Origin of the sequence: Amycolatopsis sp. A133, from assembly GCF_031082405.1 — a bacterium.
Classification (GTDB): domain Bacteria; phylum Actinomycetota; class Actinomycetes; order Mycobacteriales; family Pseudonocardiaceae; genus Amycolatopsis.
Map to the genome: position 1 here is coordinate 264,153 of NZ_JAVHJU010000036.1, position 16,417 is coordinate 280,569.

A 16,417-nucleotide genomic window follows, 5' to 3' on the forward strand; every position below is an offset into this window, starting at 1 on the left:
GTGAGAAGACGATGGACAACGAGGAGAAGCTCCGCTACTTCCTCAAGCGGGTCACGGCCGATCTGCAGGACACCCGCCGCCGCCTCCACGAGGCGCAGACCAGCGAGCCCGTCGCGATCGTCGGCCTCGGCTGCCGGTTCCCGGGCGGCGTCCGCACCCCGGCACAGCTGTGGGAGCTGGTCGAGGGCGGGCGGGACGCGATCTCCGGGTTCCCCGAAGACCGCGGCTGGGAGCTCGGCTCGCTGTACGACCCGGACCCGGAAGCACCGGGGACGTCGTACGTGCGCGAGGGCGGCTTCGTCGACGGCGTCGCGGACTTCGACGCCGGGTTCTTCGGCATCTCCCCGCGCGAAGCACTGGCCATGGACCCGCAGCAGCGGCTGCTGCTGGAGACGTCGTGGGAAGCACTGGAACACGCGGGCATCCGGCCGCCGTCGCTGAAGGGCAGCCGGACCGGGGTCTTCGTCGGCTCCAACGGCCAGGACTACGGCACCCTCATGCTCAGCTCCGCCGAAGCCCTCGAAGGGCACCTCGCGACGAGCAACGCGGCGAGTGTCCTTTCCGGACGCGTCGCCTACGCCTTCGGCCTGGAGGGGCCGACGCTCACGGTCGACACGGCGTGCTCGTCATCGCTGGTCGCGCTGCACCTGGCGGTGCAGGCCCTGCGGCAGGGGGAGTGCGACCTCGCGCTCGCCGGCGGCGTGACCGTGCTGCCGACACCGGGTTCGTTCATCGCGTTCAGCCGGCTGCGCGGCCTGGCCCCGGACGGCCGGTGCAAGGCGTTCGCCGAAGCCGCCGACGGCACGTCGTGGGGCGAGGGCAGCGGCATGGTCGTCGTGGAGCGGCTGTCCGACGCGCGCCGCCACGGGCACCCGGTGCTGGCCGTCGTGCGCGGCTCGGCCGTGAACTCCGATGGTGCGTCGAACGGCCTGACCGCGCCGAACGGTCCTTCGCAGCAGCGGGTGATCCGGGCCGCACTGGCCGACGCGGGTCTGTCCGCTTCGGACGTCGACGCGGTCGAAGCCCACGGCACCGGGACGACGCTGGGTGACCCGATCGAGGCGCAGGCGCTGCTCGCGACCTACGGCCAGGAGCGGGAAACGCCGTTGTGGCTCGGCTCGGTGAAGTCGAACATCGGCCACACCCAGGCCGCCGCCGGGGTCGCCGGGGTGATCAAGGTGGTCATGGCGATGCGGCACGGCGTGCTGCCGCCGACCCTGCACGTCGACGCACCTTCGTCACGGGTGAACTGGTCGGCGGGCTCCGTCGAGCTGCTCACCGAGCGTCGTGAGTGGCGGCCGGACCGGCCGCGGCGGGCCGCGGTCTCGGCGTTCGGCATGAGCGGCACCAACGTGCACACGATCCTGGAGGAAGCCCCGGCCGAAGACGCGCCCGCCGCCGGGCCCGACGAGCCCGGCCGGGTCGTGCCGTGGGTGCTGTCGGCCCGGTCACCGGAAGCCCTGCGCGCCCAGGCCGCCGCGCTCGCGGACGTCACCGGGCCGGTCGGCGACATCGGGCTCTCGCTGGCCACGACGCGGTCCGCGTTCGATCACCGCGCGGTGGTCGTCGGCGACCGCGACGGCCTGGCCGCCGGGCTCGCGGCGCTGGCCGGCGATCTCCCGGCACCCGCCGTCGTCAAGGGCACGGCCGTCGCGGGCAAGGTCGCGATGGTGTTCCCCGGCCAGGGGGCCCAGTGGGCCGGGATGGCCGTGGACCTCCTCGCCGAATCCCCGGTGTTCGCCGCGCGGATGGCCGAGTGCGCGACGGCTCTCTCGTCCTTTGTGGACTGGTCGCTGCCCGACGCTCTCCGCGACGCCGCCATGCTGGACCGCGTCGATGTCGTGCAGCCCGCGTTGTTCGCCGTGATGGTTTCGCTCGCCGAGCTTTGGCGCTCGTACGGTGTCGAGCCCGCCGCGGTCGTCGGGCACTCGCAGGGGGAGATCGCCGCCGCCGTCGTCTCGGGTGCACTGTCGCTCGAGGACGGTGCCCGGGTCGTCGCCCTGCGCAGCCAGGCGCTCCTGGCCTTGGCGGGCGAAGGCGGCATGGTTTCGCTCGCCGAGTCCGCGGACGCGGCGGCGGCCCGGATCGCGCCCTGGGGCGAACGGCTGTCGATCGCCGCGATCAACGGTCCCGCCGCCGTCGTCGTCTCCGGCACGCCCGGCGCGCTCGACGAACTGCTGGCGGCCTGCACCGATGTCCGCGCGAAGCGGGTCCCGGTCGACTACGCCTCGCACTCGCCGCAGGTGGAACGGATCCGCGACCGCCTCCTCGAGGTACTGGCCCCGGTCCGGCCCCGGGCCACCACGACCGGCTTCTTCTCCACCGTCACCGGCGCCTGGATCGAGGGAACCGAGCTCGACGCCGGGTACTGGTACACCAACCTCCGCCGTCCGGTCCGGCTCGACACCGCCGTGGCCGCGCTGACGGACCAGGGCTTCCGCACCTTCGTCGAGGCCTCGCCGCACCCCGTGCTGACCATGGCGATCGGCGGCGACGACGTGACCGCGCTCGGCTCGCTGCGCCGCGAGGACGGCGGGCTCGCCCGGTTCCACACCTCCCTGGCCGAAGCCTGGGTGCACGGTGCCGACGTCCGGTGGGACCCCGCGTTTCCCGGCGCCCACCGCACCGAGCTGCCCACGTACGCGTTCCAGCACGAACGCTACTGGCCGCGGCTGGTAACCGTCGGCGACGCGAGCGGCCTCGGCCTGGCGTCGGCCGGACACCCGCTGCTCGGCGCCGTCGTGGCCTTGGCGGGCTCGGGCGGCACGGTCCTGACCGGCAAGCTCTCGCTGTCCGGCCTGCCGTGGCTGGCCGACCACCGCGTGGGCGGGGAAGTCCTGCTGCCGGGCACGGCGTTCGTCGAGCTCGCGCTCCGCGCCGGCGACCAGGCCGGTCGCCGCACCCTCGACGAGCTGACCCTCGAAACCCCCCTGGTGCTGCCCGCCTCCGGCGGCGTCCAGCTCCAGGTCTCCCTGTCCGGCCACGGCGACCTCGCCATCCACTCCCGCCCGGACGACCTCACCCCCTGGACCCGCCACGCGACCGGCCTCCTGACCGAAGCGGAGCTTTCACGTGAAAGCTCCGCCGAGGGAACCGCACTTTCACGTGAAAGTGCGGTTCCCTCGGGCGCACTTTCACGTGAAAGTGCCGCTTGGGAGTGGCCGCCGGCGGGGGCCGAGCGCGTCCCGCTGGACGGCTTCTACCCGGCCATGGCGGCCACCGGTGTCGACTACGGCCCGGCGTTCCGCGGCCTGCGCGCGGTGTGGACCCGGGGGGACGAGGTCTTCGCCGAGGTCGAGCTGCCCGAGGCCCTGCGGGCCGAGGCGGCCCGGTTCGGCCTGCATCCGGCCCTGCTCGACGCGGCCCTGCACGCGGCCGGGTTCGGTGCCCTCACCGTGGACGGCGACGGGCCGAAGCTGCCGTTCGTGTGGAGCGGTGTCTCTCTGACCGCGTCCGGCGCGACCGTGCTGCGGGTGGCGCTGACGCGCGTGTCCGGCGACGCCGTCGCGCTGACCCTGGCCGACGAAACCGGCGCCCCGGTCGGCGAGGTCCGTTCGCTGACGCTGCGGACGCCCGCCAAGGCCGACCCCACGCGTGACGCGCTCTTCGAAGTCGTCTGGTCCGAGCCGGTCGTCACAGAGTCGACCGGCGAGTTCACGGTGTTCCGGGTTCCGGGCGGTTCGGTGCGGGAGGTGACCGCGGCGGTCCTCGAGCGGCTCCAGGAGGAGCTCGCTGGCGACGAGCTGCTGGTCGTCGCCACCTCCGGCGCGGTCTCGGTCGGCGGCGAGGACGTCACCGACCTCGCCGCCGCGGCCGTGACCGGCCTGGTGCGGTCGGCCCAGGCCGAGAACCCGGGCCGGTTCGTGCTCGTCGACGCCGACGCCGACGTCGACGCCGACGCCGTCCCGGCCGAGCTGCCGCTCGGGGAGCCCCAGCTGGCCCTGCGCGCGGGGAAGTGGCACGTCCCCCGGCTGGCCCGGGCGTCCACTGTGGACGATACGGCGTCCTGGGGCGACGGCGCGGTGCTGATCACCGGCGCGTCCGGCCTGCTCGGCGGATTGGTCGCCCGGCACCTCGTCACCCACCACGGCGTCCGGCGGCTCCTGCTGCTGTCGCGCCGCGAACCGTCCGCGGAGCTCGTCGACGCACTCACCGCGCTGGGCGCCACCGCGACGGCCGTCGCCTGTGACGTCGCCGATCGCGCGCAGCTGGCGGCGGTCCTGGCCGGGCACCCGGTGTCGGCGGTCGTCCACGCGGCCGGGGTGCTGGACGACGGCGTCCTCGAATCCCTGACCCCGGAGCGCCTGGACACCGTCCTGCGGCCCAAGGCCGAGGCCGCGCTCAACCTGCACGAACTCACCTCCGACCTGTCGGCCTTCGTCCTGTTCTCGTCCTTCGCCGCCACCATGGGCGGCGCGGGCCAGGCGAACTACGCGGCCGCGAACGCGTTCCTCGACGCCCTCGCCCAGCACCGCCGGGCCCGGGGCCTGCCCGCCGTCTCCCTGGCCTGGGGGCTCTGGGCCGAGGCCAGCTCGATGACCGGGCACCTCGCCGAGAGCGACCGCCACCGCATGACGGGTGCGGGCATGACCCCGCTGGACACCGCACTCGGCCTGGCGCTGTTCGACCGGGCCGTCGCCGCGGACCGGGCGGTGCTCGCCCCGGTCCGGCTCGAACTCGCGGCGCTTCGTCGCCGGCCGGTGATCCCCGCGCTGCTCCACGGCCTGCTGCCCCCGCCACGGCGGCAGGCCACGGCCGGCGCCGCGAAGTCGTCGTTCGCCGATCGCCTGGCCGGGCTCGGCGCGGACGAGCGCGCCCGCCAGGTCCTCGACCTGGTTCGCGGGCTCGTCGCGGGCGTGCTCGGGTACAGCTCGGGCGCCGCCGTCGAACCGGCGCGCGCGTTCAAGGAGCTCGGCTTCGACTCGCTGACCGCGCTGGAACTGCGCAACCGGCTCGCGGCCGAGACCGGGCTGCGGCTACCGGCGACGCTCGTCTTCGACCACCCGACCCCGCAGGCGCTCACCCGGTACGTGGCCGAGCGGGTGTCCGGGGCACCGGCGCCGGTCGTGGTGCGGGAGCGCCGGGTGGACGGCGACCCGATCGTCGTCGTCGGCATCGGCTGCCGCTACCCCGGCGGGGTCCGCGGCCCGGAGGACCTTTGGGACCTCGTCGCCGCGGGCCGCGACGCGATCGCCGGTCTCCCGGACGACCGCGGCTGGGACGCCGACGCGCTCTACGACCCCGATCCGGACCACCCCGGCACCAGCTACGCCAAGGAAGGCGGGTTCCTCTACGACGCCGCCGACTTCGACGCGGGCTTCTTCGGCATCTCACCCCGTGAAGCGCTCGCCATGGACCCGCAGCAGCGGCTGCTGCTGGAGACGTCCTGGGAGGCGCTCGAACGCGCGGGCATCGACCCGGACTCGTTGCGCGGCAGCCGGACCGGCGTGTTCACCGGCGTGATGTACTCCGACTACGCGTCCCGCCCGCTAGCCGTGCCCGAGGGCGTCGAGGGGTTCCTCGGCACCGGCAGCTCGGCGAGCGTGGTGTCCGGCCGCATCGCGTACGCCTTCGGCCTGGAAGGCCCGGCGATCACCGTGGACACGGCGTGTTCGTCCTCGCTGGTGGCACTGCACCTGGCGTGCCAGGCGCTGCGGCAGGGCGAGTGCGACCTCGCGCTGGCGGGCGGTGTGACCGTGCTTTCGACGCCGGGCGTGTTCATCGACTTCAGCCGGCAGCGCGGCCTCGCCGCCGACGGCCGGTGCAAGTCCTTCGCCGACGCGGCCGACGGCACCGGCTGGGGCGAAGGCGCCGGAATCCTCGCCGTGGAGCGGCTTTCCGACGCCCGGCGGCTGGGGCACCCGGTGCTCGCGGTGGTCCGCGGCACGGCGGTGAACTCCGACGGCGCGTCCAACGGCCTGACCGCGCCCAACGGGCCGTCGCAGCAGCGGGTCATCCGCGCCGCGCTGGCCGCGGCCGGGCTGGAACCGTCCGAAGTGGACATCGTCGAGGGGCACGGCACCGGCACCACGCTGGGCGACCCGATCGAGGCGCAGGCGATCCTGGCGACCTACGGCCAGGACCGGCCGACGCCGCTCTGGCTCGGCTCGCTCAAGTCGAACCTCGGGCACACGCAGGCCGCCGCCGGGGTCGGCGGCGTCATCAAGATGATCATGGCGATGCGGCACGGCGTCCTGCCGCCGACGCTGCACGTCGACGCCCCGTCGTCCCATGTGGACTGGACGGCCGGTGCGGTGGAACTGCTGACCGAGGCGCGGGAGTGGTCGCCCGGCCGGCCGCGGCGGGCGGGTGTCTCGTCGTTCGGCGTCAGCGGGACGAACGCGCACGCCGTCCTCGAGCAGGCGCCGGACTTCGAACCGGCTCTGCCCGAACGCGGTGCAACCGGGGTCCTGCCTTGGGTGGTGTCCGGCCGCGGTGAGGCGGCGCTGCGGGCGCAGGCCGCCCGGCTGGCGGCCGTCACCGAGCACCCGGCCGATGTCGGGCTGTCGCTGGCGACGTCCCGCAGCCGGTGCACGCACCGGGCCGTGGTCCACGGCAGCACTACCGATGAGCTTTCGAGCGGGCTGGCCGCGCTGGCGGAGGGCCGGTCCGCGCCGAACGTCGTCGTGGGCCGCGAACGGCCCGGACGGCTCGCCGCGCTGTTCACCGGCCAAGGCGCGCAGCGCGTGGGCATGGGCCGGGAGCTCGCCGAGCGGTTCCCGGTCTACGCCTCGGCCTTCGACGCGGTGCTCGCGCACTTCGGCCGGGAGCTGCGCGAGGCCTTCGACGACGCCGAACTGCTGAACCGCACGGAGTTCACCCAGCCCGCGCTGTTCGCGGTCGAGGTCGCGCTGTTCCGCCTCGTCGAGTCGTTCGGCGTCCGCCCGGACTTCGTGGCCGGCCACTCGATCGGCGAAATCTCCGCCGCCCACGTCGCCGGGGTGCTGTCCCTCGAGGACGCGTGCCGCCTGGTCGCCGCCCGTGCCTCGCTGATGCAGGCCCTGCCGCCCGGCGGGGCAATGGTCTCGATCGCCGCTTCCGAGGCCGACATAGTCCTGACGGAGGGGGTCTCCATCGCGGCGGTCAACGGCCCGGAGTCGGTGGTGATCTCCGGTGCCGAGGCCGCGGTGCTGGAGATCGCGGCGAAGTTCCCGAAGACCAAGCGGTTAAAGGTGAGTCACGCCTTCCACTCGCCGCTGATGGAGCCGATGCTTTCGGAGTTCCGCGCGGTGGCTGAGACGTTGACGTACCACCCGGCAGAGATCCCGGTGATCTCGAATGTGAGCGGTGCTCTCGCCGAGCCGTTCACCGCGGACTACTGGGTCCGCCACGTGCGCGAGACCGTCCGGTTCGCCGACGCCGTGCGCACCCTCGAAATCGAGGGTGTGACAACGTTCCTGGAGCTGGGCCCCGACGGCGTGCTCAGCGCGATGGCCAGGGAGACCCTCGGCGGGAGCTGCGTCGCCGTCCCGGTGCTGCGACGTGACCGCGACGAAGAGAGAGCACTGATCTCTGCGCTGAGCACTGCTCACGTCCAGGGCGCCGACGTCGGCTGGGCGCCGTTCTTCCCCGGTGCCACCCGCGTCGACCTGCCCACGTACGCCTTTCAGCGGAGCCGCTACTGGCTCGACATGGTGCTGCCCGACACGGTGGTGCCCGAAGAGAGCGAAGTGCCGCAGGCCGAGCCGATCACCGGGCGTCTGGCGGATCTTCCTGCCGCCGAGCGCCCCGGGTGGCTCCTGGAGTGGGTTCGCGCGGAGGTCGCGGCGACGCTGGGGCACCCGTCGGTGGACGCGGTCGAGCCGGAGTCCGCGTTCGCCGAACTGGGGTTCACCTCCCTCGGCGTCGTCGAGCTGCGCAACCGGATCAGCGCGGCGACCGGCCTGGAGCTGCCCGCCGCACTGGTCTGGGACTACCCGACGGTCGCCGAGCTCGCCGACCACCTCCTGGCCAACGTCTCGCTGCCCCCGGCGGACTCGGGCGGCTCGCTGGGCACGCTGCTCCGCACCGCCCGGGAAACCGGCCGCACGGCCGAGTTCCGGACGTTCCTGAGCACCGCCGCGCAGTTCCTGCCCGCGGCCCCGTGGACGCCCCGGCTCCGGCGCGCGACGGCGGGCGCGTCCCGGCCGCTGCTGTTCGCGGTCAGCACCCTCACCGGCTCGACCCGGTGGTGCGAAGACGTCACCGCGCGGTTCGACGGCGTCCGCGAGGCGTGGCTGGTGCCCGCACCGGGCTTCGACGGCGAGCCCCCCGCGCCCGCCGACCTCGGTGCCCTGATCACGACGGCGGCCGAAGCGATCCGCGCGCAAGCGGACGGCGAACCGTTCGTCGTACTGGGGGCGGGCTCGGGCGCGCTCCTCGCCGCCGCCGTGGCCGACGCCGCCGGCGCGACCGGCGTGGTCCTCGCCGACCCGGCGGAAGTGGAGTTCGACGAGCTGCCCGAAACCACGACCGACGCCGAGCTGACGGCGATCGGTGCCTATCTGCGGCTGTTCGGCACGCCGGTCGCCGAGCCGCGGCTGCCGGTCCTCACCTTGAAGACCGGAGAAGACGTGGCCGACGCGGCCCGGCAGATCCACACGTGGCTGGTGGAGGAGCTGCCCGCGCCGTGCCGGTGACCGGGATGATCCGGCGTCATATCTGATGTTTCGTGCATCAAGTCTTGACCGCCTGATTGGAAGGACCTTTTACTAATCGGAGGTCGCCCACCTCACCTCCGGGAGCACGCATGTCCTCACTCCGGCGCATCTCCAGCGCGGCCGCCGCGCTCGTGATCGCGGCCAGCGGTCTCGTCCTGGGTTCGGCACCGGCGTCGGCCCTCGAAAACGGCCTGCTGCGCACACCGCCGATGGGCTTCAACAACTGGAATTCGACGCAGTGCCGCGCCGAGTTCGACGAAGCGATGATCAAGGGCATCGCGGACATCTTCGTCGCCAAGGGCCTCAAGGACGCCGGCTACACCTACGTCAACATCGACGACTGCTGGGCGCTGCCGTCGCGCAACTCGGCCGGGAACCTGGTGCCCGACCCGGCGCGTTTCCCCAGCGGTATCAAGGCTCTCGCGGATTACGTGCACGCCAAGGGCCTGAAGTTCGGCATCTACACCAGCGCCGGCACAAAAACCTGCAACAAGGCCGGGTTCCCGGGCGCGCTCGGCCACGAGCAGCAGGACGCGAACCTGTTCGCCTCGTGGGGCGTGGACTACCTGAAGTACGACAACTGCAACAACCAGGGTGCCGACGCGCAGCAGCGTTACCAGGCGATGCGGGACGCGCTCGCGAAGTCCGGCCGCGCCATCGCGTACTCGATCTGCGAATGGGGGCAGAACCAGCCGTGGACGTGGGCCGCGCCGGTCGGGAACCTGTGGCGCACCACCGGTGACATCTCCGACAAGTGGTCGAGCATGATCGGCAAGGCGCAGGCCAACCGCGGCCTCGCGCAGTACGCCGGCCCCGGTCACTGGAACGACCCGGACATGCTGGAGGTCGGCAACGGCGGGATGACCGCGACGGAGTACCGCACGCACTTCGGCCTCTGGGCGATGATGGCGGCGCCGCTGCTGATCGGCAGCGACCTGCGCAAGGTGTCGGACGACAGCTTCGCGATCCTGAAGAACACCGACGTCATCGCGCTCGACCAGGACCCGCTGAGCAAGCAGGCGACCGTGCTGAGCGCGAACGCGGGTCTGGTCGTCTACAGCAAGGTGCTGGCGAACGGCGACCGCGCGGTGGCGCTGTCCAACGAAACGGCGGCGACGGCGACGATCGGCACGACCGCGTCCGCCACGGGGATCGGCGGTGCGTCCTCGTACACGCTGAAAGACCTGTGGAGCAAGGGTGTCCGCACCACTGCGGGCGCGATCAGCGCGTCGGTCCCGTCGCACGCGACGGTGCTGTACCGCGTGTCCCGCGCCGGCGGCGCGACGCGCTACGAGGCCGAGTCGGCCACGCTTTCGACGGGCGGCACGATCGACGCGAACCACGCGGGCTTCTCCGGAACCGGCTTCGCGAACGGCGCCAACGCCGTCGGCAGCTCCGTCGAGTGGCAGGTGAGCGGGCCGGCGTCGTCGCTGACGTTCGGCTACGCGAACGGCACGACGGCGGCGCGCCCGGTGGACATCGCGGTCGACGGCACGGTGGTGGCCACGGCCGTGCCCTTCCCGGCGACGGGCGCGTGGATGACGTGGAGCACGGTGAGCCGCCAGCTTGGCCTGCCCGCCGGGGCACACACGATCCGCCTGACGGCGACGACCGGCGACGGCCCGGCGAACCTCGACTACGTGGACGTTTCGCCGTGAGCGGTCGGTGCAGATCTTGTCGGCGTCCCTCCGACGTCGCCGCGGAGGCTTACCTGGCCGGGCTGCGGGAGTCGTAGGCCTGCCGGGCCGCGTCGACCTTCCCGAGGTTGCCCGACCACTCCGAGAGGCTGGCGAACAGCGGCCCGAGGCTGCGGCCGAGTTCGCTGATCTCGTACTCCACCCGCGGCGGCACCTCGGCGTAGTAGGTGCGCACGACGAGGCCGTCGCGCTCCAGCTGTCGCAGCCGCTGGGTGAGCACCTTCGGCGTGATGGTGGTGATGCGCCGCTGCAGTTCGACGAACCGCTGCCGGCCGTACTCGTGCAGGACCCACAGGATCGGCGTCGTCCACCGGCTGAAGACGATGTCGACCACCGGGGCGATCGGGCAGGCCAGTTCGGGAGTGGTCTCGGTCACTTTTGACGCCTCCAGCCATTACTTTCCTCTAGGTACCTACTATATCGCTGAATGTACCGTCGTCGGCATGATCATGGTTGTGGGAGCGACGGGAAATGTCGGAGAGCCACTGGTGCGGGCGTTGGCGTCGGCGGGCGAGAAGGTGACGGCGGTGTCCCGCCGGATCACGACGGCGCCACCGGGAGTCGTTGTCCGGCGGGGAGAGCTGGCTTCGCTCGGCTTCGCCGGTGTGTCGGCGGTGTTCTTGATGACGCCGCCGGGGTTCGCGGATCCGCTGGGTCCGGTGCTGGACCGAGCACGCGCGGCGGGCGTCGAGCGGGTGGTGCTGCTGTCGTCCCAGGGGGTGGGGACGGGCCGGCACCCGGCGGCGCCCGAGGAGGCGGTGCGGGCTTCGGGTCTGAAGTGGACGATCCTGCGTCCGGCGGGGTTCGCGTCGAACGCGTTGCAGTGGGCGGAAAGCGTGCGTGCGGGGCGGAAGATCGCCGCACCCTTCGGTGACGTGGCGTTGCCGGTGATCGACCCGGAGGACATCGCTTCGGTGGCGGCAGCGGCGCTGCTTTCGCCGTCGCACGAGGGCCGGACGTACGTACTGACCGGTCCGTCCCCGGTGTCCCCTCGCGAACAAGCGGCGGCGATCGGCGAGGCGGTGGGGGAGCCGGTGCGGTTCGTCCCGCGGACGCGCGAGGAGGCGCTCGCGGCGCTGCTGGGCTTCATGCCCCCGGAGGTAGCGGAGTCGACGCTGGCCATCCTCGGGACACCGACGCCGGAGGAGCAGCAGGTGAGCCCGGACGTCTCGCGGGTGCTGGGCCGCCCGCCACGCTCGTTCGCCGAGTGGGCGTCGCGGTTCGCGGGGGTGTTCAAGTGACGGTTCTGGCTCACCGGGAGATCGGCACCGGTTCACCGGTGGTGTTCCTGCACGGGAACCCGACGTCGTCATTGTTGTGGCGCAACGTGATGCCGTCCCTGCCGGGCCGGCGACTGGCGCCGGACCTGATCGGCATGGGTGATTCCCCCAGGCCGGATATCCCGTATTCGTTCGAGGACCACACGCGCTACCTCGACGAGTGGTTCGACGCTCTCTCGCTGGACGACGTCGTCCTGGCAGGCCACGACTGGGGTGGCGCATTGGCGGCGGACTGGGCGTCACGGCACCCTGCGCGGGTCCGGGGCTTGGCGTTCACCGAAGCGGTCTTGAAGCCGATGACGTGGGAGGAGTTCCCGCCGGCGGGCGCGGAGCTGTTCCGCGCGATCAAGACCCCGGGTGTGGGGGAGTCCCTAGTCGCGGACTTCCTGTCCGGGCTCCCGCCGGAGTACGCGACGTCGCACCACCGCCCCCTCCTCCAGTGGGCGCGCTCGTTGCCCTTGGGCGGCGAGCCGGCCCCGGTGGTGGCTCGCATCGAGGCGTTCGGCCGCTGGCTGGCGTCCTCTGTGGAGATTCCGAAGCTGCTGGTGACGTTCGAGCCGGGCCCGGACACGATGCTGACGCCGTCGATGATCGAGTGGTGCGCGTCGGCCTTCGCTTCCCTGGAGGTGGTGGCTCGCCCCGAGAAGGCGGGCCACCACACCCCGGAAGACCAGCCGGCGGCATTGGCGGCGACCTTGGCGGGCTGGCTGGCAGACGCGGTCGCGACTGGCGCCGTTCGGCGCGAACTCCAGGCGGGCTTCGGCGGCAGCCGGTAGCAGGATCGCCGTGCCGTCGGCGCGGTCATCCGCACTCCGCGCGCCGAGGTCCTTGCCGCTGCGGACCACGGTGTCGGCCATCGTGGGCAGGGCTACCTCTGCCGCCGTCGAGCCGCGGCCGGGATCGGCTTGTTCGTCGGACAGCACCTCTCCGTGAACAAAGCCGCGCGAGCGCCGGGAATGCCAGGTCGCCTCCCGCGCCCGCCGGCTCGACCGGGCCGGCCGCTTCGGCAAGACCGTTGGAGGGAGCGAACGCCGATTCGGCGGCTCAGGTCAGGCCGGCGAGCCGGCGCGCCTGTGCGAACACCGCGTCGAGCATCGGCTCGGTGAGCAGGCCGGTGTGCACGTTGCGCGGACTCGGGTGGTAGCTGCCGAGCAGCACCGGCCCGCTGCCGAGCCGGTGTTCGCCGCCGTGGGCGAACCTCGGTTTCGGCCGCACCCCCGCCCAGTGCAGCGCGGCCCGCCAGGCGAACCCGCCGAGGCAGACGATCACCCGCAGGTCGCCGAGGGCGGCCACCTCGGCCGAGAGGTGCGGCAGGCAGTTGTCGCGCTCGGCGGGCGTGGGGCGGTTGGCGGGCGGGGCGCAGCGCACGGCCGAGGCCAGCCAAGTCCGGTGCAGCCGCAGCCCGTCACCGGCGTGGTCGGAAGCCGGCCGGTCGGCGAGCCCCGCCCGGTGCAGCGCCCGCATCAGCAGGGTCGCGGTGGGATTTCCGGTGAACGCCCGCCCGGTGCGGTTGCCGCCGTGCGCGGCCGTCGCCAGCCCGAGCACGAAAATCCTCGCCCTCGGGTCCCCGAACCCCGGGACCGGCCGGGACCGGTAAGCCTGCCCGGCATAGCGCTCCGGCGCCCGGCTCGCGGCTTCCGTCCGCCAGGCGACCAGGCGGGGACACCGGACGCAGGCCACGATCCGGGCACCGACGCGATCGAGTTCGGTCGAGGACACGTCCTCAGTCCAGCACGACATCGACGGCGAAGGTAGCGGAATCTCCGAAGCGTGGGCGAAACCGCTCAGCCGCAAGGCTGACAGTCGCTCTCGTCGCCGGGCGCCGCGTGGATCTCATGACCGCTCCGCACTCGAGGGCGGTCTCGGGTACTTCCTGTCGGTGCACGACCTGCTCCTTGATCAGGTGGAGCGAAGACGGTGCCGGTGCGGCCACCGGCCTGTTCGCCCGGGGCCGGGTCAGCGGCAGGGCGCTCGAGCACGGGTGCCGCAGGACAGTCGTGCCCACACGGTCTTTCCGCCGGCATCGTGGTTCTCGTGGACACCCCAGGTGTCGGTGAGCTCCTCGACCAGGAACATGCCCCATCCGGAGGTGTCGTGGGCGCCGGGTGCCGTCGGGTGGACGTGTGGGTGGGCGGAGGAGACGTCGTCGACTTCGACGACCACGCAGCAGGGCGTGGTCATGGCGGTGATCCGGGCTCGCAGCGGACCGCCGCCGTGGGTGTAGGCGTTGGCGGCCAGCTCGTCGACCACCAGCAGCACGTCGGCCAGGTGGTCGGTGCCGAGGTGGGAGCACTGTCCGGTCGCCCAGCGGCGGAGCCCGCCCAGCGCGAACGGACCGGTGCCGCGCAGATCCATGACCCAGCGCGCGGCATCACCGCTTACGTCCTCACCACGCACCGGTCATGGTCCCCATGGCGTCGGTCACGGGTGCGAATACCCGCAGACCGTTCGCCCGAACGGCTCCACCGCCACGGGAACCGGCCGCGTCACAGCCGGAAGTGGACGCGGATGGCGGTGCTGCGGGTGCCGGTGTGGAGCCGCACCAGGTCGGACATGTGATTGACGAGCAACAGGCCCCGCTGCCGGTGCTGGCCGGGTGCGGCCGGGTGCCGGCCGGCCAGCGGGTCGGTCAGCGTGCCCTGGTCGCGGACGTCGCAGACGAGGTGCCCGCCGGCGGTCCAGATCCGGAGCCGGCCGGTGCCGCCGCCGTGGTCGATGCTGTTGGTCACCAGTTCGGTGACGACCAGTTCGACGTCGGCGATCCGGTCGTCCGTCAGGCCCGCCTGCAGGGCGTGGGTGCGCGCGAGGAACCGGGCCTGGGCGAGGTTGGTGGCGTCGACGGTGAGTTCGGTGGCATCGGCCGGCTCGGGCAGCGGCTGGTTGTAGCCGGTGATGATCCGCTCGGGGTTGTACGCGGTGCTGGTTCGCTGACCGGTGCCGTCGATCAGCAGCGGGTGGGTTGTTTCGGCGTCGGCCAGTACTGCCGGTGTGAGGTTCTCGGTGTCGTAGGGGCAGAGGATGGTGACGTCGCGGCCGGTGAAGGCGAGGTTGATCAGGGCCTCGTGCTGGGCGCAGGCGGGATATTCGTCGTCGGTGCGGGTCGGCCAGATCGGTTCGCCGATGATGCGGACGGGCTGCTGGGGATGGGTGTCGGCGAAGGCGCGCAGCACACCGGGGATGATCCGGCCGGGGTTGCGACCGGCGGTGTTCATGTCCAGGAGCCGGACTTGCTCGGCGTCGGCGCCGAGTTCGGCGCGCAGCAGCGCGAGGTTGGGTCCCGGGACGGCCACGGCGACCGGTTCGCCCGCGGCGAGTCCGGACCGGATGAACGGGACGGTGCCGTCGAGGTACTCGTCGGCACCCCGGTAGAACAGGGCCGGGTGGACGAACGGCTCTGCGCCGGGTGTGTCGACGGGCGTGCTCAAGACGCCTCCTGTTCTTCGATCACGATCTGCGCCGGCTCACCCGGGCACAGCACCGCCAGTACCCTGCGCAGGACTCTCGGTGGGCGGGTGATCGTGAGAGGTGCCGTGTCGGGTTGGCGTTGCGCCGCGGAGAGCAGCATGGACGCGCCGCGGGTATCGATGAACGACAGTTCGGACAGATCCAGCCGGGTGGGCGCACCGCTCGCGGTCGCCGATTCCAGCACCTTCCGCCAGGCCTCCCGGGTGCTGAGGTCGACCGCACCGATCACCCGCAGGCCTCCCCCATCGGGTAGCGGGACCACCTGCAAGTGGCTGATGTGCGAGTCGCTCACCCACGCAGCCTACCGGGGCTGCCGTCCGGCCATGGCTCGAGAGGCTTTCCGCGACCCACCCGCCCCGCGCGGCGCGGGACAAGGCCGCGAACTGCCGGCCACCGGACGTCGACTCGATGGGCGTGGCCTGGCAAAACCTCCGTCCCGGCCAGGCGCGGGCATGGCGTCCGCCGACCCCGCCGGCCGGACGCGCTCCTGACTGACTTCGAACCGATCGGCGGCTGAGCCGCGGCGAGCGTGGCGGTCTGTGGTCAGGCGCCGAGGCGGCTGTAGATCCGGCTGGCCATGGTCGCGGCGAGCTGGTGCAGCTTGTCCGTGGGATCGAGCTGGGCGTACTGGCCGAGCAGTTCGGCCACGGCGTAGGCCTCGGTGCCCGACATCACGGCGATGCAGCGTTCCCGGCGGCCGCGGTCGATCAGCCGGGTGAGGGCGTCGGCGTAGTCCGAGCGGTTGCGGACCGCGGCGAGTTCGAACGGCTCCTGCCCGGCGACCTGGTCGCTCATTGCACTGTCCTCCCCTGTTCGTGTTCTCGAGGGCGTCCGCCCGGGAGCTCACCTGCGACTTTGCGAGGTGGGGGTACCCCGTTCGGGTCGCGTAGTAAATCTATGGCGGCTGGGTTAGACATTCGGTGCTGGGTGTGTGTAGAGTCCTTCTCGTACGGAGAGAGACAACGTCAAGCAGGCGCGGGAGAGGACGTAACTACCCGCGAAGTGAGACAAGCGGTCAGGCAGGACGGGGCCAATCAGTGAACAGGTCTCGGCTGGTGACCGAAGCAGTGCCCGGGACCGGGTTGTGAAGATGAAGTCAGAGGTAGCGGTCCCGGTGAAGTGAAGCAGTGCATGACGTGGGCGGAGTTCGAGTGCCCGCGGAGCAAGGCAGTACCCAGTAGTCAGTTAGTCCGCAGTAGCAGCAGTACCCGTAGTTGGCTAGATCGCAGTAGGCAGTGAAGTAAGCCAGGTGGCCGGGACCGAGCAGGGTAAGGGGTTCCGGGCAGTGGCCGCGGTGTTGCGCGTGCTGGGGCCGATCGGTGAAAGGGTTCCAGCC

Annotated in this window: 10 protein-coding genes; 4 read left to right on the forward strand and 6 right to left on the reverse strand. The window is 72.4% G+C overall.

The window, feature by feature from the left end; all coding sequences use genetic code 11:
• Positions 1–11 precede the first annotated feature (11 nt).
• Positions 12–8,618: an SDR family NAD(P)-dependent oxidoreductase gene (locus Q5425_RS24095; RefSeq protein ID WP_308674559.1), complete on the forward strand. Its 8,607-nt coding sequence runs from the start codon at positions 12–14 to the stop codon at positions 8,616–8,618.
• Positions 8,619–8,728: 110 nt separating this feature from the next.
• A complete protein-coding gene (locus Q5425_RS24100; protein WP_308674560.1) occupies positions 8,729–10,297 on the forward strand; it encodes a carbohydrate-binding protein in 1,569 nt (522 codons plus the stop codon).
• Between the two features lie 49 nt (positions 10,298–10,346).
• Here Q5425_RS24100 and Q5425_RS24105 read toward each other — a convergent pair whose 3' ends face one another.
• Entirely contained in the window at positions 10,347–10,712 is a 366-nt protein-coding gene (locus Q5425_RS24105; RefSeq protein ID WP_308674561.1) for a helix-turn-helix domain-containing protein, read from the reverse strand.
• Positions 10,713–10,779: 67 nt separating this feature from the next.
• Between Q5425_RS24105 and Q5425_RS24110 the strand changes: the two genes are divergently transcribed.
• The gene (locus tag Q5425_RS24110; RefSeq protein ID WP_308674562.1) at positions 10,780–11,577 is read left to right on the forward strand and encodes an NAD(P)H-binding protein; all 798 of its coding nucleotides are present in this window, start codon (positions 10,780–10,782) and stop codon (positions 11,575–11,577) included.
• Positions 11,574–12,392, forward strand: a complete 819-nt coding sequence (locus Q5425_RS24115) for an alpha/beta fold hydrolase (RefSeq protein WP_308674563.1) — start codon at positions 11,574–11,576, stop codon at positions 12,390–12,392. The genes Q5425_RS24110 and Q5425_RS24115 overlap by 4 nt, the downstream gene beginning before the upstream one ends.
• 268 nt (positions 12,393–12,660) lie before the next feature.
• On the opposite strand, the gene Q5425_RS24120 is transcribed toward Q5425_RS24115, so the two are convergent.
• The 5 genes from Q5425_RS24120 to Q5425_RS24140 form a co-directional block, all read right to left on the reverse strand.
• Entirely contained in the window at positions 12,661–13,335 is a 675-nt protein-coding gene (locus Q5425_RS24120) for a uracil-DNA glycosylase (RefSeq protein WP_308674564.1), read from the reverse strand.
• Positions 13,336–13,572: 237 nt separating this feature from the next.
• Positions 13,573–13,971 (reverse strand): ATP-binding protein, encoded by a 399-nt coding sequence (locus Q5425_RS24125; protein WP_308674565.1) that lies wholly within the window; start codon positions 13,969–13,971, stop codon positions 13,573–13,575.
• A gap of 131 nt (positions 13,972–14,102) precedes the next feature.
• Positions 14,103–15,041, reverse strand: a complete 939-nt coding sequence (locus Q5425_RS24130) for a sensor histidine kinase (protein ID WP_308674566.1) — start codon at positions 15,039–15,041, stop codon at positions 14,103–14,105.
• Positions 15,038–15,373 (reverse strand): STAS domain-containing protein, encoded by a 336-nt coding sequence (locus tag Q5425_RS24135; protein ID WP_308674567.1) that lies wholly within the window; start codon positions 15,371–15,373, stop codon positions 15,038–15,040. The genes Q5425_RS24130 and Q5425_RS24135 overlap by 4 nt, the downstream gene beginning before the upstream one ends.
• Positions 15,374–15,624: 251 nt before the next feature.
• On the reverse strand, positions 15,625–15,876 hold the full coding sequence (locus Q5425_RS24140; RefSeq protein WP_308674568.1) for a hypothetical protein: 252 nt from the start codon (positions 15,874–15,876) through the stop codon (positions 15,625–15,627).
• Positions 15,877–16,417 lie beyond the last annotated feature (541 nt).

Excerpts from the sequence above, each read along its gene's own strand:
- Q5425_RS24095 (WP_308674559.1), top strand. The coding sequence starts at position 12 with ATGGACAACGAGGAGAAGCTCCGCTACTTCCTCAAGCGGGTCACGGCC.
- Q5425_RS24100 (WP_308674560.1), top strand. The coding sequence starts at position 8,729 with ATGTCCTCACTCCGGCGCATCTCCAGCGCGGCCGCCGCGCTCGTGATC.
- Q5425_RS24110 (WP_308674562.1), top strand. The coding sequence starts at position 10,780 with ATGATCATGGTTGTGGGAGCGACGGGAAATGTCGGAGAGCCACTGGTG.
- Q5425_RS24125 (WP_308674565.1), bottom strand. The coding sequence starts at position 13,971 with ATGGATCTGCGCGGCACCGGTCCGTTCGCGCTGGGCGGGCTCCGCCGC.
- Q5425_RS24140 (WP_308674568.1), bottom strand. The coding sequence starts at position 15,876 with ATGAGCGACCAGGTCGCCGGGCAGGAGCCGTTCGAACTCGCCGCGGTC.